The organism is Mycobacterium canetti CIPT 140010059 (assembly GCF_000253375.1).
Taxonomy (GTDB): Bacteria; Actinomycetota; Actinomycetes; order Mycobacteriales; family Mycobacteriaceae; genus Mycobacterium; species Mycobacterium tuberculosis.
This window is the reverse complement of the sequence record NC_015848.1, coordinates 2,514,156-2,534,586: the sequence shown is the minus strand read 5'-3', so window position 1 is coordinate 2,534,586 and position 20,431 is coordinate 2,514,156. Positions and strand designations below refer to the sequence as shown.

The window sequence follows — 20,431 nt, the reverse complement described above, 5'->3', positions numbered from 1 at the left end:
TTGCTACGGTTTGGGCGACTGGTTGCAACAGCAAGTCCCGGTGGGCGGAGGTGCGATGCCGGCAACACAACAGATGTCCCGTCTGGTCGACAGCCCGGATGGCGTTCGCATCGCGGTCTACCACGAAGGCAATCCCGACGGCCCGACCGTCGTGTTGGTGCATGGCTTTCCGGACTCGCACGTGCTGTGGGACGGTGTCGTTCCGCTGCTGGCCGAACGGTTCCGGATCGTTCGCTACGACAACCGTGGTGTCGGTCGCTCATCGGTGCCCAAACCCATTTCGGCCTACACCATGGCCCATTTCGCCGACGATTTCGACGCCGTCATCGGCGAGCTGAGCCCCGGTGAGCCGGTGCACGTGCTGGCCCATGACTGGGGTTCGGTGGGGGTGTGGGAGTACCTGCGCCGGCCCGGAGCCAGTGATCGGGTCGCCTCGTTCACGTCGGTGTCCGGCCCCAGTCAAGACCACCTGGTCAACTACGTTTATGGCGGTCTGCGGCGGCCTTGGCGTCCGCGAACCTTTCTACGGGCGATCAGCCAGACACTGCGGTTGAGCTACATGGCCTTGTTCTCGGTACCGGTGGTCGCACCGCTGCTGCTTCGGGTTGCGCTGTCGAGTGCGGCCGTCCGCCGCAACATGGTCGGCGACATTCCCGTCGACCAGATTCATCACTCGGAGACGCTGGCCCGTGATGCCGCCCACTCGGTCAAGACTTACCCCGCAAACTACTTTCGGTCGTTTTCCAGCAGCCGCCGCGGCCGGGCCATTCCGATAGTTGATGTGCCGGTGCAGCTGATCGTCAATTCCCAGGACCCCTACGTGCGGCCCTACGGATACGACCAGACGGCGCGCTGGGTGCCGCGGCTCTGGCGGCGTGACATCAAAGCTGGTCACTTTTCGCCGATGTCGCACCCGCAGGTGATGGCGGCCGCCGTGCACGACTTCGCCGACCTGGCCGACGGCAAGCAGCCGAGCCGCGCGCTGTTACGCGCCCAGGTCGGACGGCCCCGCGGGTACTTCGGTGACACGCTGGTGTCGGTTACCGGGGCGGGCAGCGGAATCGGCCGCGAGACCGCGCTCGCCTTTGCTCGTGAGGGTGCAGAGATCGTTATCAGCGACATCGACGAGGCCACCGTCAAGGACACCGCCGCCGAGATCGCCGCACGTGGTGGCATCGCGTACCCCTATGTGCTCGACGTGTCCGACGCCGAGGCGGTCGAGGCATTCGCCGAGCGGGTCAGCGCCGAACACGGGGTCCCCGACATCGTCGTCAACAACGCCGGCATCGGCCAGGCGGGTCGGTTCCTGGACACCCCGGCTGAGCAGTTCGACCGGGTGCTGGCCGTCAACCTGGGCGGCGTGGTGAACGGTTGCCGCGCTTTTGGGCAGCGTCTGGTCGAGCGGGGGACTGGCGGGCACATCGTCAACGTGTCGTCGATGGCCGCCTATGCGCCGCTGCAGTCGCTCAGCGCGTACTGCACCTCCAAAGCGGCGACCTACATGTTCTCCGACTGTTTGCGGGCCGAACTCGATGCCGCCGGTGTCGGACTGACCACCATCTGCCCCGGTGTCATTGACACCAACATCGTCGCTACCACCGGTTTCCACGCGCCCGGAACCGACGAGGAGAAGATCGACGGCCGGCGGGGGCAGATCGACAAGATGTTTGCGCTGCGCAGCTACGGGCCGGACAAGGTAGCCGACGCGATCGTGTCCGCGGTCAAGAAGAAGAAGCCGATCAGACCGGTCGCGCCGGAAGCCTATGCGCTATACGGCATCTCCCGGGTGCTGCCGCAGGCGCTGCGCAGTACCGCGCGGCTGCGGGTGATCTAACCGCTACTCGTGAAGTGCTTTGGGTCCGGGCGGCCGCCTACCCGTTCTTCGCGATGTCCTCGAGCACCGCGAACATGGTGCGGGTGGGCACACCGGTGGCGCCCTTGGGCGTGTAACCCCAGGCGCTGCCGGTGTTGTAGGCCGGGCCGGCCACGTCGATGTGCGCCCAATCCACCGATTCGGCGACGAACTCACGCAGGAAAACCCCGGCCACCAGCATGCCTGCGAAACGCTGGCCACTCACATTGGCCAGGTCGGCCACCGTGGATTTCAAGTCATCCTTGAGGTCATCGGGCAGCGGCATCGGCCAGCCGTTCTCGCCCACCCGCTGCGAGATCGCGGCGACCCGGTCGCGGAACTCGTCGCTGCCCATCACACCCGGTATGCGCGTCCCCAGCGCCACCGTTTGCGCACCGGTCAACGTGGATGTCTCGATCAGATAGTCCGGCTTGTCCTCACATGCCCGGACGATGGCGTCGGCCAGGATCAACCGGCCCTCCGCGTCGGTGTTGAGCACCTCGACGGTGGTCCCACCGTATTGGGTCAGCACGTCGCCCGGGCGCTGCGCCGTCGCCGACGGCATGTTCTCGGCCATCGGCACCGTGGCGATCACGTCAATCGGCAGTCGCAGCCGGGCAGCCAGCGTGACAGTGGCGATCACCGCGGCCGCTCCGCCCATGTCCGAGGTCATGTGGTGCATCGACGCTGCCGGCTTGATCGAGATGCCGCCGGTATCGAAGGTGATCCCCTTGCCAACCAAGGCCACCTTCTTGGCCTTTTGGGGGTTCTTGGCCAGCCGCGATCCCCGATGAATCAACCGCACCAGTCGCGGCGGCCGCGACGAGCCCTGGCCGACACCAATCACCCCGCCATAGCCGGCCTTCTTCAGCGCCTTTTCGTCGATAACTTCCACGTCGAGGCCGACAGATTCGCTCAAAGTCTTTGCGCGCTTAGCGAACTCGGCGGGAAACAGGTGGCTTGGGGGAGTGTTGACCAAGTCCCGGGCGGTGGCCACCGCGGTCGCGACGGCCGCACCGTGCAACGCGCGCTTCTTGGCGTCCTTTGCACAGCAGAGCACGGTGATTTTGCGGAGTCCGGCGTCTTTGGGCGCGGTCTTGTCGCTGCGGAAGGCGCTGAATCGGTAGCTGCCCAGGATCAGCCCCTCGACGGTGGCCGAGCAGATGCCGTCGCCAGGTAATTCGGCTAGCGTGGTGATCACTGCCTCCGAACTGTTGAGCGCACGCGCGGCCACGCCGGCGGCGCAGCGGATGGTATCGGCCGGCCATTCGCGCCGCGGTTTGCCCAGGCCGACCGTCAGGACGCTGCCCACCGGCAACGACGGCACCGCCAGCCGGTGCACCTGGTCACTGGCGCCGGTGGCGTCCAGCGCTCGCAGGCCCGCCTCGATTTCGGCAACCGTGTCGGCGCGCAGGAAGGGCTCGGCCGAGGCAACGACCGCGCCGGGCCGATCCTCTTCGCCGGTCGAGACGACCGGCACGATCAACACCGCAGCGCCGACACCACGTTTCGGCATCGAGGTCGCGACGGCGACGGAGGGGGATAGGTAACCCGGTTCGGTGGTCACGGGCAACCACCCTAATCACTGGCGGCGGGGCTTGGCGTGTCAGCATCCCTCGCACGAGGGTTGTCGTGCAGTTCGAAGGCCATCACCGGGGCGTCAAACCCCTTGAGCGTCAATGGGCCATGGGCGAGGGCAGGCCAGTCTGGCAACATGTCGCGGAGTTGCGCTGCGGCCAGGATCTGCCCTGGCGCTGCGGCCGCCACCAGGCGCGCAGCCAGGTTGACCGGGTTGCCGAAGTAGTCACCGTTAAGGGCCAGCACCGTGCCATAGGCAAGACCGGCACGGACCTGCAGTTCGGCCGCGCGCGCACCCGGATGATCGACGAGATCCACCGCCGCCCGCACCAGTCGTTCGGGCGACGAGCTCACCCACATCACGGCGTCGCCGATGAACTTCACCAACCGGCCACCGTCGGCATGCACCACGTCGGTGACGGCGGCGTCGAATTCGGTGAGCAGGTCCTGCAACTGCGCGGGGGTGAGCGCCTGGGTCAACGCGGTGAAGCTGGACAGATCCGCAAAGCCGATACCGCACGTCACGCTTGCCGACGTGTCGCCAATGACGCCTTCAAAGTAGGTTCGTGCGCTGGCCAGGTGGTGACGGTGGACGGTGTCGATCAGCGCACCGATCCGGGGGACGAACTCCGCAGCCGCGCGATAGGCCCGTGCCGTGGCAAGTTCGTCGTGGGTGTGCGTCATTTGGATGTTCGGTGACCCGGCGCGGATCATGGTCGACTCGGCCTCGGCGAGTCGGGCCATGGCAGTGCCGAGCACTCGCAGCAGGCCGAATGCGCCGTCCTCACCCACCAGCGCCTTCAGTGCGACCCAGGTCGCCAGGGCGTCGACGTCGGCCTGGCTCAGCGTGGGAACGTCGGGACCCGCGACGGTGAGGCCGAGCAAACTCCACGCGCGTGCGACGTCGTCGGCTGACAACCCCAGTTCGTCAGCCGCGGTCGCCAGGGTGTAGATCGGGGGCCCGGACCATAGCAGGACGTCACCGGCCAGCCCGAACAACCGGCCGCGGCGTTCGGCTTGCACCATCTCTTCGACCGTGAAGCCAAGCTCATCCAGGTAGGTGAGCAAGCCGGCCCGCTCGCGTGGGTTGGCAATTCCGGCGGCCTCGAGGGCGTCGAAGTCCAAGGAATCGTACACCTGCCTAAGTGTGCCAGCAGGGACGCCCATTAGGGTGGGACGCCGTGAGCGATGTGCCAGAGCTGATACACGGACCGCTGGAAGACCGCCATCGCGAGCTGGGTGCGAGTTTCGCCGAGTTCGGCGGCTGGCTGATGCCGGTCTCGTATGCCGGAACCGTCAGCGAGCACAACGCCACCCGCACCGCCGTCGGCCTTTTCGACGTCAGCCACCTGGGCAAGGCACTGGTCCGTGGACCGGGTGCGGCGCAGTTCGTCAACTCCGCGCTCACCAACGACCTGGGTCGTATCGGGCCCGGCAAGGCGCAATACACCTTGTGCTGCACCGAATCCGGCGGTGTGATCGACGACCTGATCGCCTACTACGTCAGCGACGACGAGATCTTTCTGGTGCCCAACGCCGCCAATACCGCCGCGGTGGTCGGCGCGCTACAAGCTGCCGCACCGGGCGGTCTGAGCATCACCAATCTGCATCGGTCCTACGCGGTGCTGGCCGTACAGGGGCCGTGTTCGACCGACGTGCTCACCGCGTTGGGGCTGCCAACCGAGATGGACTACATGGGCTACGCCGACGCTTCGTACTCGGGGGTGCCGGTGCGTGTCTGTCGCACCGGCTACACCGGTGAGCACGGTTACGAACTGCTGCCGCCATGGGAGTCGGCGGGTGTGGTGTTCGACGCACTGTTGGCGGCGGTATCAGCCGCGGGCGGCGAGCCCGCCGGCCTCGGTGCTCGCGACACACTGCGCACTGAAATGGGCTATCCGCTGCACGGGCACGAGCTTTCGCTGGACATCTCGCCGCTGCAGGCCCGATGCGGCTGGGCGGTCGGCTGGCGGAAGGACGCCTTCTTTGGTCGTGCGGCGTTGTTGGCCGAGAAAGCGGCCGGGCCGCGGCGGCTGCTGCGGGGGCTGCGCATGGTCGGTCGCGGTGTGCTGCGCCCCGGGCTGGCTGTGCTTGTCGGGGATGAGACGGTTGGGGTCACCACGTCGGGAACGTTTTCTCCCACGTTGCAGGTCGGCATCGGGCTGGCGCTGATCGACAGTGATGCCGGCATCGAAGACGGCCAGCAAATCAATGTCGACGTCCGCGGCCGTGCTGTCGAATGTCAAGTGGTGTGTCCGCCGTTCGTTGCCGTGAAAACGCGCTGAGCCACCACTTGGTGGCAGCGGAGTGGCCTCCGGGCCGTCAATAACCGTTCGCCCACGGATAGAATCGGCCCATGACCAGCGGCTCCCTTCAATTCACGGTGTTACGTGCGGTCAATCCGGCCACCGACGCGCAGCGTGAATCGATGCTGCGGGAGCCGGGTTTCGGCAAATACCACACCGACCATATGGTGTCGATCGACTATGCCGAGGGCCGTGGTTGGCACAACGCGCGGGTAATCCCTTATGGCCCGATCGAGCTGGATCCCTCGGCGATCGTGCTGCACTATGCGCAGGAGGTGTTCGAAGGGCTCAAAGCCTACCGCTGGGCCGACGGGTCCATCGTGTCGTTTCGCGCCGACGCCAACGCCGCCAGGTTGCGTTCGTCGGCGCGGCGGTTGGCGATTCCCGAACTGCCCGACGCGGTGTTCATCGAATCCCTGCGCCAGCTAATCGCTGTCGACAAAGCTTGGGTGCCCGGTGCCGGCGGTGAGGAGGCGCTGTATCTGCGGCCGTTCATCTTCGCCACCGAGCCGGGACTGGGCGTGCGGCCTGCCACCCAATACCGTTACCTGTTGATCGCCTCGCCGGCCGGTGCGTACTTCAAGGGCGGCATCGCCCCTGTCAGCGTCTGGGTTTCGACGGAGTATGTACGGGCCTGTCCGGGCGGCACCGGTGCGGCCAAGTTCGGCGGCAACTACGCCGCATCGTTGCTGGCGCAGGCCGAAGCCGCCGAGAACGGATGCGACCAGGTGGTGTGGCTGGACGCTGTGGAACGCCGCTATATCGAAGAGATGGGTGGCATGAACATCTTCTTCGTGCTCGGCAGCGGCGGATCGGCGCGGCTGGTCACCCCGGAGCTGTCCGGTTCCCTGCTGCCCGGGATCACACGGGATTCGTTGTTGCAGTTGGCTATTGATGCCGGATTCGCGGTCGAGGAACGCAGGATTGATATCGACGAGTGGCAGAAGAAAGCCGCCGCCGGCGAGATCACCGAGGTGTTTGCGTGCGGCACCGCCGCTGTCATCACCCCGGTCGCGCGGGTGCGGCACGGTGCCAGCGAGTTCAGAATCGCCGACGGTCAGCCGGGTGAGGTGACCATGGCACTACGCGATACGCTGACCGGCATCCAGCGGGGCACCTTCGCGGACACCCACGGCTGGATGGCGCGGCTGGGGTAGTGCGGCAGCGGGTTTGCCGGGCGCTGGACGGCGGGCCGTGCGGCGACAGCTTGGCCGGTTCAGGGGTGGCGCGGGCCGGCGACTGTCCCATACGTGTCGTAACTGCCCGCGGCGGACTGAGAGATGGTCGGGCGGCGTCGAACGTTCATCGCTATGGATGGGGTTAGGAGTGGCCGGGCGGTAGGCTTGCAAGGTCGCTGCTTGCGGGCTCGTGTCCGCCGTCACCCCGATTCGTGTCGGTGCGCGCAGACTCGCCACCGCGGCGATTACGGCCAGTGTCAGCACGACGACAACCGGCCAGATGGTGGCATGCTTTTGGGCAATTCCGCCGAGCGCAACTCCCAGCACGGTGGCTTCGACGGCGGCCAAGGTCGACCCAACGCAGATCAGGGTGGCGCGGTACCGCTCGGGCGCGAGGACGCTGATCCACGATATCGATGCGGCGACCACCGTTTGAGCGGCCACCGTAGCCAGCAGGAACGCCGTGCCGTACGCCCAGGCGTGAACCCACTGCCCACACGACTCGGCCACCATGCACAGCAGCGCAGCAGCGGCGTTGAGCAATGCGCTGCCCAGCAGCAGGCCACGCACCCCGAACAGGCGGTTTATCTGTCGCCACAGCATCGAACCGACGACCAATCCAATGCTGGAAAGGATCACCAGCACGTGCAGACTGCCGTTGGACTGGGCGGCGCGCAGGCTGAAGAACGTGGTGCCCAGGCTGATCGGAACGAACAGCAGGTAAGTCGTCATATACCGGCGAAACCACGGCTGGGAGCGGGCGATCGCGAAGCCCATCCAATAGATTTCCCGCAGTGGCATTCGGGTGGCGGTTGTGACGGACACAGACCGCATCGGGCCGACGAACAGCGCCGCGATGCCGGAGCAAACCAGACCTGCGGCGCCCAGCCACAGCAGATCGTGATAGCGCGCCATCTCGTTGCCATGGGCCAGCATCGGCACAATCACCAATGTGACGCCGGTGGCCAGCACCGACCCCGCGGCACCTTGGGTGAGCAGTAGCTCGCCCCGCCGTACCGCGGGCAACATGCTGGAGATCATGTCGGTGTAGGCGACGCTGGAGACTCCGGTGACGACACCACCGGTCCCCGTGGTCGCCAAAAAAACCGCGGCGACGCCAACGCCAGTCCAGGGGACCGCAGCGTTGCACACAACCAGCGCCGCCGCCGTCGCCGATATCGCCGCCATCAGCAGGTGCCGGAGCTGGCCGGCGCGCTGCAGAATCAGCGGCGACAGCGAATTTCCCAGAATGGCGCCAATGCAGAACGCTGGATACAACAGCCCAGCCGCCCAGGTGAGGCCCTGATGTGCGCAGATGACCGGCAGTACCACCGCACCGCTGCCCAACTGCAGCCCGGCCGTGTAGAAGCCCCCCTGGGCAACCAGCCGCCCGAACAGGTTCCGTGGCGCAGACACTTGTCTGACCAGTCGTGATGCGGGCATGATTAATGACGCTATATATGCCGCGCGGCCAAAACGATCCGCCAATCGGACACCGTCGGTTGAATTTCATGTCCCCTAATCTGGGGACACGGAGGGGAGCCCTGTGTTGGAAGGGACGGCGGACATGAGTCTACTGCAGCGTCCCGCTCGCCGCCTGCTAAAGCCGGGCCAAGCCCGCAAGCGTCACGGCGCTGACCGTCGTGCTCAGCTCGATCGCGCTGCCCAGCACGTCACCGGTGACACCGCCGAACCGGTGCACGCAATGCGCCGCCAGGGCCGCGCCGGCCGTCACCGCTAACAGAACCGCTATCGGTCCTTGCCAAGGCCGGGGACCGGCCGGCACCGAAACGGCGAGCAGGACGGCGAGCCAGGCCGCCACCACCGGCGCGGGTTGCGTACCGGCGACCCGCGAGCCCAGGGTGCTGCCGTGGGCTGCCGGCACCGACCGGCGACAGACCAGTACGGCGGTGACCCGGCCGGATAAGACCGCCAGCGTGATCCCAGCGATCCCGACCGTGGTGAGGGTCGCGAAGGCCAGGCCCTGCAAGGCGATGACCAAGACCACGGCCGCCACCCCGAACGGTCCGGTCGACCCGTCGCGCATCACCGCAAGCGCACGCTGCGGCGGCCCATAGCAGCCCAGTCCGTCAGCGGTATCGGCAACGCCATCGATGTGCAGGCCTCGAGTGACGACCAGCAGTACCGCCACCGTGAGCATGCCGGACAGCGGGCTGGACGGGCCGAACACTTGCGCGCCAGCCCATGCGATCGCCGCCGCCAGTGCACCCAGCGCCGCGCCCACCACCGGCAGCGCGGTCATCGGGCCACGGCCCATCGGGGTGGTCGCTGAGCCCGGTGTGGGTATCACCGTTGCGAATGCGAAAGCTGTTGCCAGCGAACGCATCACGGTGAGACTGCCGGGGGTGCGGTCCGGTCGACACCGTCGACGGACCGGGTGGACACGCCGGCCTCGGTGAAGGTCGCCATCGACGACAGCGCCGCGACCGCGGCGCGCAACACCATCAACGCCACCGCGGCGCCGGTTCCCTCGCCCAGCCGCATGTGAAGGTCCACGATCGGGTCCAGCCCGAGGGCTGCCAGCGCCAGCCCGTGGCCCGGTTCGCTGGATCGATGACCCGCCTGCCACCACCGGTGAGCGCCGGGCGCAAGACGCTCAGCGACCAGGGCGGCGGCTGTCACCGCCACCCCGTCAAGCAGCAGCGGGGTGCGTCGGACCGCGGCCTGCGCGCAGAAGCCAGCTATCGCGGCCAAGTCAGCGCCGCCGGCGCACCGCAGCAACCCGACCGGGTCGGGCAACACTGGGCGCACCCGAAACAGGGCGTCGCGCACCGCGGCCGTCTTACGCGCCCAACCGGCGTCGTCGATACCGGTCCCGAACCCGACCACCGCGACCGGCTCGGCATCGGTCAGCGCTGCCACAAGAACCGCGGCCGCGGTAGTGTTTCCGATTCCCATATCGCCGGCTATGAGCAAGTCGGCGCCGGCATCAACCTCTTCGTCGGCGATCTGCTGGCCGGCTGTGATCGCGGCGGCGGTCTCGTCGTTGGTCAACGCGTCCTCGGTGGCGATATTGCCGCTGCCGCGGCGCACCTTGTGCGCGCCGATGCGCTCAGACAGCGGGTCCGCGTCCACGGCCAGGTCCGCGACCCGCACGGTCGCGCCCGCGACATCGGCCAGCGCGTTGATCGCCGCCCCGCCAGCGTCGATGTTGGCGACCATCTGGGCGGTGACTTCCGGCGGGTACGCCGACACCCCGGACCGGGCCACACCATGGTCACCGGCGAACACCACCACCCGGGCGCGCTCGAATTGCCGCGGCGGACAGCGCTGCTGGCACGACGCGACCCAGACAGACAGGTCCTCGAGACTGCCCAGCGCTCCCCGCGGCTTGGTCAAGCTGTCTTGTCGGGCGCGGGCGGCTGCTTCGGCAGCCGCATCGGGCGTCGACACCGGCGCGAACCCGATCATCCTTTCGCCGGCTTGATCGGTTCGGTCCGCCCGCTGAGCACTAGGGTGTACACCGGGTGAGATGACTTCCGGCGTCCGTTAGCCAACATCGCCGCCGCGCTCGACTTGGGGTCGGGGCGCCCGCAACCGGCGTATCTGGGAAGCTCGGCCGGCGGCGTAAAGACCCAGCCTCCACCGGCTTTCGGTGTTAGACGGGAACTTCGTGTCAACCAGCCGGCCAACTTTGCGACCCAAGATGATCGCGTCGATCGTCATCAAGGCCAGCAGTATCAACATCGCCGGAGACAAGTAAAACTGCACCTGCGGCACGGCAAACATGACGAACAGCAGGGTCAGCGCCGAGGGCATGAACAGCCCGAGCAGGTTGCGCCGGGAGTCCACCACATCGCGCACGTAGCGGCGTACCGGGCCCCGGTCGCGCGGGAGCAGGTAGGCCTCTTCGCCGGCCATCATGCGTTCCCGGCGTTCCGTCATCCGGGCCCGGTTTGCGGCCTTTTCGGCTCTCCGTTCCTCGCGGCTAAGTTTGGGGCCGGCAAGCGACTTGCGCCGGGCCCGTGCCTGGGCCGCAGTCATTGGTGCCGGTGCGACCGGGCCCTTCTTGGTGTGGCGACGGGATTGGTTGCGCTTGGGCGTGGGCCGGCCCTTGGGGCCGGTGGTTTGCGACCCGCGCGATGTGTCCGACCCGGACGTGCGTCCGGAATCAGGCCGGCAACCATCTTTCGACCCGGCATCGGGTGATGCGTCGGCCCTTTGGTGTCCATGGCTCTTCCGGTGGCCCAGCAGCTTCACAGTCGCCAGGCTACTTCGCGGCGGGGCCCGGTTGGAATTTGCGTGCGTTTAGGTACGCGCGTGGGTGCGCAGACCTACTCTGGCCAGTGATGAAAGGCTCGCAGGCCTCGGATGACGCGACCGGTAGCTTGGGGCCCGGCCGACTCCAGCTGCCCGCCATGCGGGTGTTGGTGGCACCGGACTGCTACGGCGACAGCCTGTCTGCGGTGGAGGCCGCCGCGGCCATTGCGACCGGCTGGACGCGGTCGCGACCAGGCGATTCGTTCATCGTCGCCCCCCAATCCGATGGCGGTCCGGGTTTTGTTGAGGTGCTGGGCAGCCGGCTAGGAGAGACCCGCCGGCTGCGTGTTTGCGGGCCACTGAACACCGTCGTGAACGCGGCGTGGGTGTTCGATCCGGGCTCGGCAACCGCGTATTTGGAGTGTGCGCAGGCTTGTGGTCTGGGGTTGCTTGGCGGCCCGCCCACGCCCGAGACCGCGCTGGCGGCCCACAGCAAGGGCGTCGGCCAGCTCATCGCCGCGGCACTGCGGGCCGGGGCGGCTCGGATCGTGGTGGGGTTGGGGGGCAGCGCATGTACCGACGGGGGGAAGGGGATGATTGCCGAGCTTGGCGGCCTGGACGCGGCCCGCCGACAGTTGGCCGACGTCGAGGTGATCGCCGCCTCGGATGTCGAATACCCATTGCTGGGACCATGGGGCACGGCCAGGGTGTTCGCGCCGCAGAAGGGCGCGGACATGGCCACCGTCGCAGTGTTGGAAGGCCGTCTGGCGGCATGGGCGATTGAACTGGACGCGGCCGCCGGGCGCGGGGTGAGCGCCGAGCCGGGCGCGGGCGCCGCCGGTGGTATCGGGGCTGGGCTGCTCGCGGTTGGCGGCCGGTACCAGTCGGGTGCGGCAATCATCGCAGAGCACACGCATTTTGCCGACGACCTTGCCGATGCGGAGCTGATCGTCACCGGTGAGGGCCGATTCGACGAGCAATCCCTGCACGGGAAGGTGGTTGGTGCGATCGCGGCTGCGGCCCGCCCGCTCGCAATTCCGGTGATAGTGTTGGCCGGCCAGGTGTCGCTGGACAAGTCCGCGTTGCGGTCGGCGGGCATTATGGCCGCATTGTCCATCGCTGAGTACGCCGGTTCGGTGCGGTTGGCGCTGGCCGATGCGGCCAATCAGCTCATGGGCTTGGCGTCTCAGGTAGCGGCGCGACTCGGGAATAGCGGTCCTTCAGGGTACCGTTGAGGAAGTGGGATTTTCCCCAAGCAGACCCCAGACTGGATTCCGCAGGCTGAAACGCTAGTGGGCGGGGCCCACCCAACGATGAGACATCTAGGAGAAGTCATGACGGTGCAGAACGAGCCGAGCGCCAAGACCCACGGCGTGATCCTGACCGAAGCGGCCGCCGCCAAGGCGAAGTCGCTGTTGGACCAGGAGGGACGGGACGATCTGGCGCTGCGGATCGCGGTTCAGCCGGGGGGGTGCGCTGGATTGCGCTATAACCTTTTCTTCGACGACCGGACGCTGGATGGTGACCAAACCGCGGAGTTCGGTGGTGTCAGGTTGATCGTGGACCGGATGAGCGCGCCGTATGTGGAAGGCGCGTCGATCGATTTCGTCGACACTATTGAGAAGCAAGGCTTCACCATCGACAATCCCAACGCCACCGGCTCCTGCGCGTGCGGGGATTCGTTCAACTGATAAAACGCTAGTACGACCCCGCGGTGCGCAACACGTACGAGCACACCAAGACCTGACCGCGCTGGAAAAGCAACTGAGCGATGCCTTGCACCTGACCGCGTGGCGGGCCGCCGGCGGCAGGTGTCACCTGCATGGTGAACAGCACCTGGGCCTGATATTGCGACCAGTACACGATTTTGTCGATCGAGGTCACTTCGACCTGGGAGAACTGCTTGCGGAACGCGTCGCTGCTCAGCTTGGCCAAGGCCTGATCGGAGCGCTTGTCGCGCACGCCGTCGTGGATACCGCACAGCGCATTGCGAACGATGGTGTCCACATCGCGGTTCTCCAGCGCGTTGAGGTATCCCTGAATCGCGGTTTTGGCCGGTCCCTCCGAGAATGTGCCTGCCGTGTTGGCTCCGTTGGTGCGGACCCCGTATATGATCGCCGCCGTCATAGCCGACACCAGCGCGAGGGCTACCACAATGCCGATCAGCAGCCGCTTGTGCCGTCGCTTCGGGTAGGACACCTGCGGCGGCACGCCGGGATATGCGGCGGGCGGCAGCGCCGCGTCGTCTGCCGGTCCCGGGGCGAAGGCCGGTTCGGCGGCGCCGAGGTCGTGGGGGTAGTCCAGGGCTTGGGGTTCGTGGGATGAGGGCTCGGGGTACGGCGCCGGTCCGTTGGTGCCGACACCGGGGTTCGGCGAGTGGGGACCGGGCATTGTGGTTCTCCTAGGGTGGTGGACGGGACCAGCTGCTAGGGCGACAACCGCCCGTCGCGTCAGCCGGCAGCATCGGCAATCAGGTGAGCTCCCTAGGCAGGCTAGCGCAACAGCTGCCGTCAGCTCTCAACGCGACGGGGCGGGCCGCGGCGCCGATAATGTTGAAAGACTAGGCAACCTTAGGAACGAAGGACGGAGATTTTGTGACGATCGCGGTAACCGGTTCGATTGCGACCGACCATTTGATGCGGTTTCCAGGCCGATTTTCCGAGCAGCTACTGCCCGAACACCTGCACAAGGTGTCGCTTAGCTTCCTAGTCGATGACTTGGTGATGCACCGCGGCGGCGTGGCCGGAAACATGGCCTTCGCCATCGGTGTGCTAGGTGGCGAGGTCGCGCTAGTTGGGGCGGCAGGCGCCGACTTCGCCGATTATCGCGACTGGCTGAAAGCCCGCGGTGTCAACTGCGACCACGTTCTGATCTCCGAGACCGCGCACACGGCGCGGTTTACCTGTACCACCGATGTCGACATGGCCCAGATCGCATCGTTCTACCCCGGGGCTATGTCGGAGGCACGCAACATCAAGCTTGCCGACGTGGTGTCGGCCATCGGCAAGCCGGAGTTGGTGATCATCGGCGCCAACGACCCCGAGGCGATGTTCTTGCACACCGAGGAGTGTCGCAAGCTGGGGCTGGCCTTCGCCGCCGATCCGTCTCAGCAGCTGGCGAGGCTGTCGGGTGAGGAAATTCGCAGGCTCGTCAACGGTGCTGCTTACTTGTTCACCAACGACTACGAATGGGATCTGCTGCTGTCCAAGACCGGCTGGTCAGAGGCCGATGTGATGGCGCAGATCGACCTGCGGGTGACCACATTGGGTCCTAAGGGTGTCGATTTGGTAGAACCTGACGGCACCACCATCCACGTCGGCGTGGTCCCCGAAACCAGCCAGACCGACCCCACCGGCGTCGGCGACGCGTTCCGCGCCGGTTTCCTGACTGGCCGCAGTGCCGGACTAGGCCTGGAGCGTTCGGCGCAGCTGGGCTCGCTGGTTGCCGTGCTGGTGCTGGAGTCGACCGGAACTCAGGAGTGGCAGTGGGACTACGAGGCCGCGGCCAGCAGGCTGGCTGGTGCTTACGGCGAGCACGCGGCCGCCGAGATCGTCGCCGTGCTGGCCTAGCCGCGGCTTGGCCTAGCCGCGGCACCGCCGAGCAGACGCGGAATCGCACCGTGTGGGCCCCGCCGATGCGATTCCGCGTCTGCTCGCGAAGGGGCGGTTACAACTGGACGGGGTACTGCGGCTCGCTGATCTGGGGCACCACGCTGTGCTCGACGAAGATCGCGTGCCACAGCATAAAGATCAGCATGGTCCACAGCCGGCGGCTGTGGTCGCTGCTGCCGCACCGGTGCTCGTCGAGCATGCGATACACGGCGGCGATGTCAACCAAGTGACCGGCCTGCGACGAGCCCACCGTCGCATACGCCCACTCCAGCAGCTCGCCGGCACGCAGCCAATGCCGGATCGGGACCGGGAACCCGAGCTTGGGCCGGTGCAGCACGTGTGCGGGCACAATAGGCTCCAGCGCGCGCCGCAGCGCGTACTTGGTGGTGGTACGGGTGATCTTGGCGCCCGCCGGCAACCGGGAGGCCACCGCGAAAACCTCCGGGTCCAGGAACGGCACCCGCAGCTCCAGGGAGTTGGCCATCGTTATCTTGTCGGCCTTGACCAGAATGTCGCCGCGCAGCCAGGTGAACAGGTCGATGTGCTGCATTCGCGCCACCGGATCCCAGCCGGCCGATTCGGCGTAGACCGGCGCCGTCACATCTGTGTGGGTCCAGTCCGGCCGGAACCCGGGCAGTACTTCGCGCAGCTGCGCGTCGGAGAAACTGCGGGCATTGCCGTAGTAGCGCTCTTCGAGTGTCAGCGATCCGCGGTGCAGCAGACTCTTGCCGCGCATGCCCTCCGGCAGTGGCTTGGAAACTTTTCCCATCGACCGGCGCAGTGGCTTGGGCAGGTAGTCAAACGGCCTCAACGACAGCGGTTCTCGATAGATTGTGTAGCCGCCGAACAGTTCGTCGGCGCCTTCGCCCGACAACACCACTTTGACGTGCTTTCGAGCCTCGCGGGCGACGAAGAACAACGGTACCAGCGCTGGGTCAGCGACCGGCTCGTCGAGGTACCAGACGATCTCGGGCAGGGCGGCGACGAACTCGTCGGCGCTGACCACCTTGGCGATGTGACGGGCACCGATGGCCTCTGCCGAAGCCACCGCGACGTCGATCTCGGAGAAGCCCTCGCGCTCGAAACCGGTGGTGAAGGTGATCAGCCGCGGATTGTGCGGGATGGCCAGCGCCGCGATGGCCGTGGAGTCGATACCCCCGGACAGAAACGCGCCGACGGTGACATCGGCGCGCATATGCTTGGCCACCGAGTCCTCAAGCACTGCCGTGATCTCGTCATAGCGGGCCTGGTCGTTGTCGTTGGTGATCGGACTGGCCGCAAATCGCGGCACGAAATAACGGGTGATCACCGGCGCGAGCTGGTCGGCACGGATCCGGGCGAAGCAGCCTGATTCCAGCCGACGTACCCCACGGTGCAGTGTCTCGGGTTCCGGCACGTACTGCAGGACGGTGTAGTGCTGCAACGCCCGATGGTCGATCTCGGTGTCGAACCCCACCAACTCGACGAGGTCCAGCAGGCATTTCTTCTCACTGGCCACCGCCGTGCCGCCGGCTCCGGTGGCGATAAACAACGGCTTGATGCCGAACGGATCTCGCGCGCAGAACAATTCGCGGGTGACGGTGTCCCACAGCGCGAATGCGAACATGCCGCGCAACCGCTGCAGCACCTCGGTGCCCCAGTGGTGATAGCCGGCGAGGATCGCCTCACCGTCGCCGTCGGTGGCGAACACAGCGCCGTGCTGGGTGCGCAGCTCGTCACGCAGCTCCAAGTAGTTGTAGATCTCGCCGTTGAACACCAGCACGTAGCGGTCCGGAGCCTCCGGCGGCCCCCACCGCAGCGGCTGATGCGAGTGCGCGATGTCGATGATGGACAGTCGGTTGAACCCGAACACGACGCCTCCGGAGGCGCCATCGACGGCGTGCCAGGTGCCCGATTCATCGGGCCCGCGGTGGCGCATCAAATGCGATGCGCGGGCGATGGCGCTGGCAGCGTCGGCACCTTCGGGCCCCGCAGCACCGGCCGGGGCCGCGACGAAGGCCAGCAGTCCACACACGGCGCCCCAGTATGCCCCACTTGGCGACTCTTGTGGATGCCTCGTCCGGCGGGTCGCGACGACCAGGCAGTCGCCCGCGGGGCTGATGGCGCGGCTCCTCAGCGGGCCGTTTCGGCCCGCATCGTCGCCCGCGCGGGCGGCGTGGTCTACGCTGCGTAGTATTCGATGTCTGAGTTAGCCGATGGTTCTCGCCGCAGCCGGTGCTATCCCAGTCGGCCCAGCTTGTGATACAGGAGGCGCCAACAGTGACACCTCGCGGGCCAGGTCGTTTGCAACGCTTGTCGCAGTGCAGGCCTCAGCGCGGCTCCGGAGGGCCTGCCCGTGGTCTTCGACAGCTGGCGCTCGCAGCGATGCTGGGGGCATTGGCCGTCACCGTCAGTGGATGCAGCTGGTCGGAAGCCCTGGGCATCGGTTGGCCGGAGGGCATTACCCCGGAGGCACACCTCAATCGAGAACTGTGGATCGGGGCGGTGATCGCCTCCCTGGCGGTTGGGGTAATCGTGTGGGGTCTCATCTTCTGGTCCGCGGTATTTCACCGGAAGAAGAACACCGACACTGAGTTGCCCCGCCAGTTCGGCTACAACATGCCGCTAGAGCTGGTTCTCACCGTCATACCGTTCCTCATCATCTCGGTGCTGTTTTATTTCACCGTCGTGGTGCAGGAGAAGATGCTGCAGATAGCCAAGGATCCCGAGGTCGTGATTGATATCACGTCTTTCCAGTGGAATTGGAAGTTTGGCTATCAAAGGGTGAACTTCAAAGACGGCACACTGACCTATGATGGTGCCGATCCGGAGCGCAAGCGCGCCATGGTTTCCAAGCCAGAGGGCAAGGACAAGTACGGCGAAGAGCTGGTCGGGCCGGTGCGCGGGCTCAACACCGAGGACCGGACCTACCTGAATTTCGACAAGGTCGAGACGTTGGGCACCAGCACCGAAATTCCGGTGCTGGTGCTGCCGTCCGGCAAGCGTATCGAATTCCAAATGGCCTCAGCCGATGTGATACACGCATTCTGGGTGCCGGAGTTCTTGTTCAAGCGTGACGTGATGCCTAACCCGGTGGCAAACAACTCGGTCAACGTCTTCCAGATCGAAGAAATCACCAAGACCGGAGCATTCGTGGGCCACTGCGCCGAGATGTGTGGCACGTATCACTCGATGATGAACTTCGAGGTCCGCGTCGTGACCCCCAACGATTTCAAGGCCTACCTGCAGCAACGCATCGACGGGAAGACAAACGCCGAGGCCCTGCGGGCGATCAACCAGCCGCCCCTTGCGGTGACCACCCACCCGTTTGATACTCGCCGCGGTGAATTGGCCCCGCAGCCCGTAGGTTAGGACGCTCATGCATATCGAAGCCCGACTGTTTGAGTTTGTCGCCGCGTTCTTCGTGGTGACGGCGGTGCTGTACGGCGTGTTGACCTCGATGTTCGCCACCGGTGGTGTCGAGTGGGCTGGCACCACTGCGCTGGCGCTTACCGGCGGCATGGCGTTGATCGTCGCCACCTTCTTCCGGTTTGTGGCCCGCCGGTTAGATTCCCGGCCCGAGGACTACGAAGGCGCTGAAATCAGCGACGGCGCAGGAGAACTTGGATTCTTCAGTCCGCATAGCTGGTGGCCGATCATGGTCGCGTTGTCCGGCTCGGTGGCAGCGGTCGGCATCGCGTTGTGGCTCCCGTGGCTGATCGCCGCCGGTGTGGCATTCATCCTCGCCTCGGCGGCCGGATTGGTCTTCGAATATTACGTCGGTCCTGAGAAGCACTGATCCGGCGCCGGGAAGGTCACAATCAGGGCATCAGTTGACCAGTAGCACGGTTGCCCAGACTTCTCGGTCCTGCCCGGTTGGGTAGGGTTTCCGTGGCACCAATGAAGAATGCGCCGAGCGCGCGGGCAAGGATGCAGGCGGAAAGCCACGCGTGTTGGTGAGGCAGTTGGACAGGGTAGGCAAACATGAGCGGGCCGAATCCCCCGGGACGGGAACCTGACGAACCCGAATCGGAACCCGTCAGCGACACGGGCGACGAACGGGCTTCCGGCAACCACTTGCCGCCCGTCGCCGGGGGCGGCGACAAACTGCCCAGTGACCAGACGGGCGAGACCGACGCATATTCTCGGGCATACTCTGCTCCGGAATCCGAGCACGTCACCGGCGGCCCGTATGTGCCAGCCGATCTCAGGCTCTATGACTACGACGACTATGAGGAGTCGTCCGACCTGGACGACGAACTGGCCGCTCCGCGCTGGCCGTGGGTGGTCGGTGTCGCCGCCATAATTGCCGCCGTTGCGCTCGTGGTTTCGGTGTCGTTGCTCGTCACGCGACCACATACCAGCAAACTCGCCACCGGCGACACTACGTCCTCTGCACCGCCCGTGCAGGACGAAATCACGACCACCAAGCCGGCGCCGCCACCGCCGCCACCAGCCCCACCGCCCACCACCGAGATCCCGACAGCGACGGAGACACAGACGGTCACTGTGACGCCGCCACCACCGCCCCCGCCGGCGACAACCACGGCGCCGCCGCCGGCGACCACCACAACGGCGGCGGCACCGCCGCCCACGACCACCACGCCGACCGGTCCGCGGCAAGTCACCTATTCGGTGACCGGTACCAAGGCGCCGGGTGACATTATCTCGGTGACTTACGTCGATGCCGCCGGGCGCCGACGGACACAGCACAATGTGTACATCCCGTGGTCCATGACGGTCACCCCGATCTCGCAATCCGACGTTGGCTCGGTGGAGGCCTCCAGCCTTTTCCGGGTCAGCAAACTCAACTGCTCGATCACCACGAGCGACGGAACGGTGCTCTCATCGAACTCCAACGATGGACCGCAAACGAGCTGCTGATGGTGAGCAGATATTCCGCATACCGGCGTGGGCCGGATGTAATCTCGCCGGACGTCATCGATCGCATCCTGGTTGGGGCATGTGCCGCGGTGTGGCTGGTGTTCACCGGCGTGTCGGTGGCCGCCGCTGTCGCCCTGATGGACCTGGGTAGGGGCTTCCACGAGATGGCCGGAAACCCGCACACCACGTGGGTGCTGTACGCCGTAATTGTGGTCTCCGCACTGGTCATCGTGGGCGCGATACCGGTGCTGTTACGAGCTCGCCGCATGGCTGAGGCCGAGCCCGCGACGAGGCCGACGGGTGCATCCGTGCGGGGCGGGCGATCGATCGGATCCGGGCATCCGGCGAAACGCGCTGTGGCCGAGTCGGCACCCGTACAGCACGCGGATGCATTCGAGGTGGCCGCCGAGTGGTCCAGTGAGGCGGTGGACCGGATCTGGTTGCGCGGGACAGTCGTGTTGACCAGTGCGATTGGCATTGCGTTGATTGCCGTGGCGGCGGCGACCTACCTCATGGCGGTCGGTCACGACGGGCCATCTTGGATCAGCTACGGGTTGGCCGGGGCGGTCACCGCGGGCATGCCGGTGATCGAGTGGCTATACGCTCGGCAGCTGCGCCGGGTGGTGGCGACGTCGCCGGGCTGTGCTTGATTTGCCCGGCTCCTTCCCGGGTCGTGCCGACCCGGGTCGTCGCCGGGCTGTGCTTGATTTGCCCGGCTCCTTCCCGGGTCGTGCCGACCCGGGTCGTCGCCGGGCTGTGCTTGATTTGCCCGGCTCCTTCCCGGGTCGTGCCGACCCGGGTCGTCGCCGGGCTGTGCTTGAT

Annotated in this window: 18 protein-coding genes; 10 read left to right on the top strand and 8 right to left on the bottom strand. The window is 66.4% G+C overall.

Annotated features, from left to right (window positions below; all coding sequences use genetic code 11):
- Positions 1–55 precede the first annotated feature (55 nt).
- Positions 56–1,834: an SDR family oxidoreductase gene (locus MCAN_RS11710; RefSeq protein WP_003411445.1), complete on the top strand. Its 1,779-nt coding sequence runs from the start codon at positions 56–58 to the stop codon at positions 1,832–1,834.
- Between the two features lie 37 nt (positions 1,835–1,871).
- Here the strand turns inward: MCAN_RS11710 and MCAN_RS11705 are convergent, their stop codons facing one another.
- Both MCAN_RS11705 and MCAN_RS11700 read right to left on the bottom strand, forming a co-directional pair.
- Complete coding sequence (locus MCAN_RS11705) at positions 1,872–3,419, bottom strand: leucyl aminopeptidase (RefSeq protein WP_003899220.1); 1,548 nt, start codon at positions 3,417–3,419, stop codon at positions 1,872–1,874.
- An 11-nt stretch (positions 3,420–3,430) separates the two neighbouring features.
- On the bottom strand, positions 3,431–4,567 hold the full coding sequence (locus tag MCAN_RS11700; RefSeq protein ID WP_003411442.1) for an adenylyl cyclase: 1,137 nt from the start codon (positions 4,565–4,567) through the stop codon (positions 3,431–3,433).
- A 44-nt stretch (positions 4,568–4,611) separates the two neighbouring features.
- On the opposite strand from MCAN_RS11700, the gene gcvT reads away from it, so the two are divergent.
- Positions 4,612–5,715 (top strand): glycine cleavage system aminomethyltransferase GcvT, encoded by a 1,104-nt coding sequence (gene gcvT, locus MCAN_RS11695; RefSeq protein WP_003899219.1) that lies wholly within the window; start codon positions 4,612–4,614, stop codon positions 5,713–5,715.
- Positions 5,716–5,786: 71 nt separating this feature from the next.
- A complete protein-coding gene (locus tag MCAN_RS11690) occupies positions 5,787–6,893 on the top strand; it encodes a branched-chain amino acid aminotransferase (RefSeq protein WP_003411438.1) in 1,107 nt (368 codons plus the stop codon).
- On the opposite strand, the gene MCAN_RS11685 is transcribed toward MCAN_RS11690, so the two are convergent.
- From MCAN_RS11685 to MCAN_RS11670, 4 genes are all read right to left on the bottom strand, one after another.
- The gene (locus MCAN_RS11685) at positions 6,819–8,357 is read right to left on the bottom strand and encodes a hypothetical protein (protein WP_014001180.1); all 1,539 of its coding nucleotides are present in this window, start codon (positions 8,355–8,357) and stop codon (positions 6,819–6,821) included. The genes MCAN_RS11690 and MCAN_RS11685 overlap by 75 nt on opposite strands.
- A 157-nt stretch (positions 8,358–8,514) precedes the next feature.
- Positions 8,515–9,264: an adenosylcobinamide-GDP ribazoletransferase gene (locus MCAN_RS11680; RefSeq protein WP_014001179.1), complete on the bottom strand. Its 750-nt coding sequence runs from the start codon at positions 9,262–9,264 to the stop codon at positions 8,515–8,517.
- On the bottom strand, positions 9,261–10,346 hold the full coding sequence (gene cobT, locus MCAN_RS11675) for a nicotinate-nucleotide--dimethylbenzimidazole phosphoribosyltransferase (protein ID WP_003411429.1): 1,086 nt from the start codon (positions 10,344–10,346) through the stop codon (positions 9,261–9,263). Before cobT ends, MCAN_RS11680 begins: the two co-directional genes overlap by 4 nt.
- Positions 10,347–10,424: 78 nt before the next feature.
- Positions 10,425–11,135 (bottom strand): DUF3043 domain-containing protein, encoded by a 711-nt coding sequence (locus tag MCAN_RS11670; RefSeq protein WP_003411425.1) that lies wholly within the window; start codon positions 11,133–11,135, stop codon positions 10,425–10,427.
- Between the two features lie 158 nt (positions 11,136–11,293).
- On the opposite strand from MCAN_RS11670, the gene MCAN_RS11665 reads away from it, so the two are divergent.
- Positions 11,294–12,370, top strand: coding sequence for a glycerate kinase family protein (locus MCAN_RS11665; protein WP_003411420.1), 1,077 nt, complete (start codon positions 11,294–11,296; stop codon positions 12,368–12,370).
- Positions 12,371–12,469: 99 nt separating this feature from the next.
- Positions 12,470–12,826: a HesB/IscA family protein gene (locus MCAN_RS11660; protein WP_003411418.1), complete on the top strand. Its 357-nt coding sequence runs from the start codon at positions 12,470–12,472 to the stop codon at positions 12,824–12,826.
- A 7-nt stretch (positions 12,827–12,833) separates the two neighbouring features.
- On the opposite strand, the gene MCAN_RS11655 is transcribed toward MCAN_RS11660, so the two are convergent.
- Complete coding sequence (locus MCAN_RS11655) at positions 12,834–13,526, bottom strand: Rv0361 family membrane protein (RefSeq protein ID WP_003411415.1); 693 nt, start codon at positions 13,524–13,526, stop codon at positions 12,834–12,836.
- Between the two features lie 203 nt (positions 13,527–13,729).
- On the opposite strand from MCAN_RS11655, the gene MCAN_RS11650 reads away from it, so the two are divergent.
- On the top strand, positions 13,730–14,704 hold the full coding sequence (locus MCAN_RS11650; protein WP_003411414.1) for a carbohydrate kinase family protein: 975 nt from the start codon (positions 13,730–13,732) through the stop codon (positions 14,702–14,704).
- Between the two features lie 97 nt (positions 14,705–14,801).
- Here MCAN_RS11650 and asnB read toward each other — a convergent pair whose 3' ends face one another.
- Positions 14,802–16,760, bottom strand: a complete 1,959-nt coding sequence (gene asnB / locus MCAN_RS11645) for an asparagine synthase (glutamine-hydrolyzing) (protein WP_014001178.1) — start codon at positions 16,758–16,760, stop codon at positions 14,802–14,804.
- Between the two features lie 245 nt (positions 16,761–17,005).
- Between asnB and ctaC the strand changes: the two genes are divergently transcribed.
- The 4 genes from ctaC to MCAN_RS11625 all read left to right on the top strand — a co-directional run bounded on the left by ctaC (position 17,006) and on the right by MCAN_RS11625 (position 20,259).
- Positions 17,006–18,097 carry an aa3-type cytochrome oxidase subunit II gene (gene ctaC / locus MCAN_RS11640; RefSeq protein WP_003899214.1) on the top strand — a complete coding sequence of 364 codons (1,092 nt, stop codon included), beginning with the start codon at positions 17,006–17,008 and terminating at the stop codon, positions 18,095–18,097.
- 7 nt (positions 18,098–18,104) lie between these two features.
- Complete coding sequence (locus MCAN_RS11635) at positions 18,105–18,524, top strand: cytochrome c oxidase subunit 4 (protein ID WP_003411408.1); 420 nt, start codon at positions 18,105–18,107, stop codon at positions 18,522–18,524.
- 185 nt (positions 18,525–18,709) lie between these two features.
- Positions 18,710–19,609, top strand: a complete 900-nt coding sequence (locus MCAN_RS11630) for an MmpS family transport accessory protein (RefSeq protein WP_003411405.1) — start codon at positions 18,710–18,712, stop codon at positions 19,607–19,609.
- Positions 19,609–20,259, top strand: a complete 651-nt coding sequence (locus MCAN_RS11625; protein ID WP_014001177.1) for a DUF2561 family protein — start codon at positions 19,609–19,611, stop codon at positions 20,257–20,259. Before MCAN_RS11630 ends, MCAN_RS11625 begins: the two co-directional genes overlap by 1 nt.
- Positions 20,260–20,431 lie beyond the last annotated feature (172 nt).

What these genes read in the sequence shown, in the direction of transcription:
- MCAN_RS11710 (WP_003411445.1), top strand. Translation starts at nt 56, where the DNA reads ATGCCGGCAACACAACAGATGTCCCGTCTGGTCGACAGCCCGGATGGC.
- MCAN_RS11690 (WP_003411438.1), top strand. Translation starts at nt 5,787, where the DNA reads ATGACCAGCGGCTCCCTTCAATTCACGGTGTTACGTGCGGTCAATCCG.
- MCAN_RS11685 (WP_014001180.1), bottom strand. Translation starts at nt 8,357, where the DNA reads ATGCCCGCATCACGACTGGTCAGACAAGTGTCTGCGCCACGGAACCTG.
- cobT (WP_003411429.1), bottom strand. Translation starts at nt 10,346, where the DNA reads ATGATCGGGTTCGCGCCGGTGTCGACGCCCGATGCGGCTGCCGAAGCA.
- MCAN_RS11665 (WP_003411420.1), top strand. Translation starts at nt 11,294, where the DNA reads ATGCGGGTGTTGGTGGCACCGGACTGCTACGGCGACAGCCTGTCTGCG.
- MCAN_RS11660 (WP_003411418.1), top strand. Translation starts at nt 12,470, where the DNA reads ATGACGGTGCAGAACGAGCCGAGCGCCAAGACCCACGGCGTGATCCTG.
- MCAN_RS11655 (WP_003411415.1), bottom strand. Translation starts at nt 13,526, where the DNA reads ATGCCCGGTCCCCACTCGCCGAACCCCGGTGTCGGCACCAACGGACCG.
- MCAN_RS11635 (WP_003411408.1), top strand. Translation starts at nt 18,105, where the DNA reads ATGCATATCGAAGCCCGACTGTTTGAGTTTGTCGCCGCGTTCTTCGTG.
- MCAN_RS11630 (WP_003411405.1), top strand. Translation starts at nt 18,710, where the DNA reads ATGAGCGGGCCGAATCCCCCGGGACGGGAACCTGACGAACCCGAATCG.
- MCAN_RS11625 (WP_014001177.1), top strand. Translation starts at nt 19,609, where the DNA reads ATGGTGAGCAGATATTCCGCATACCGGCGTGGGCCGGATGTAATCTCG.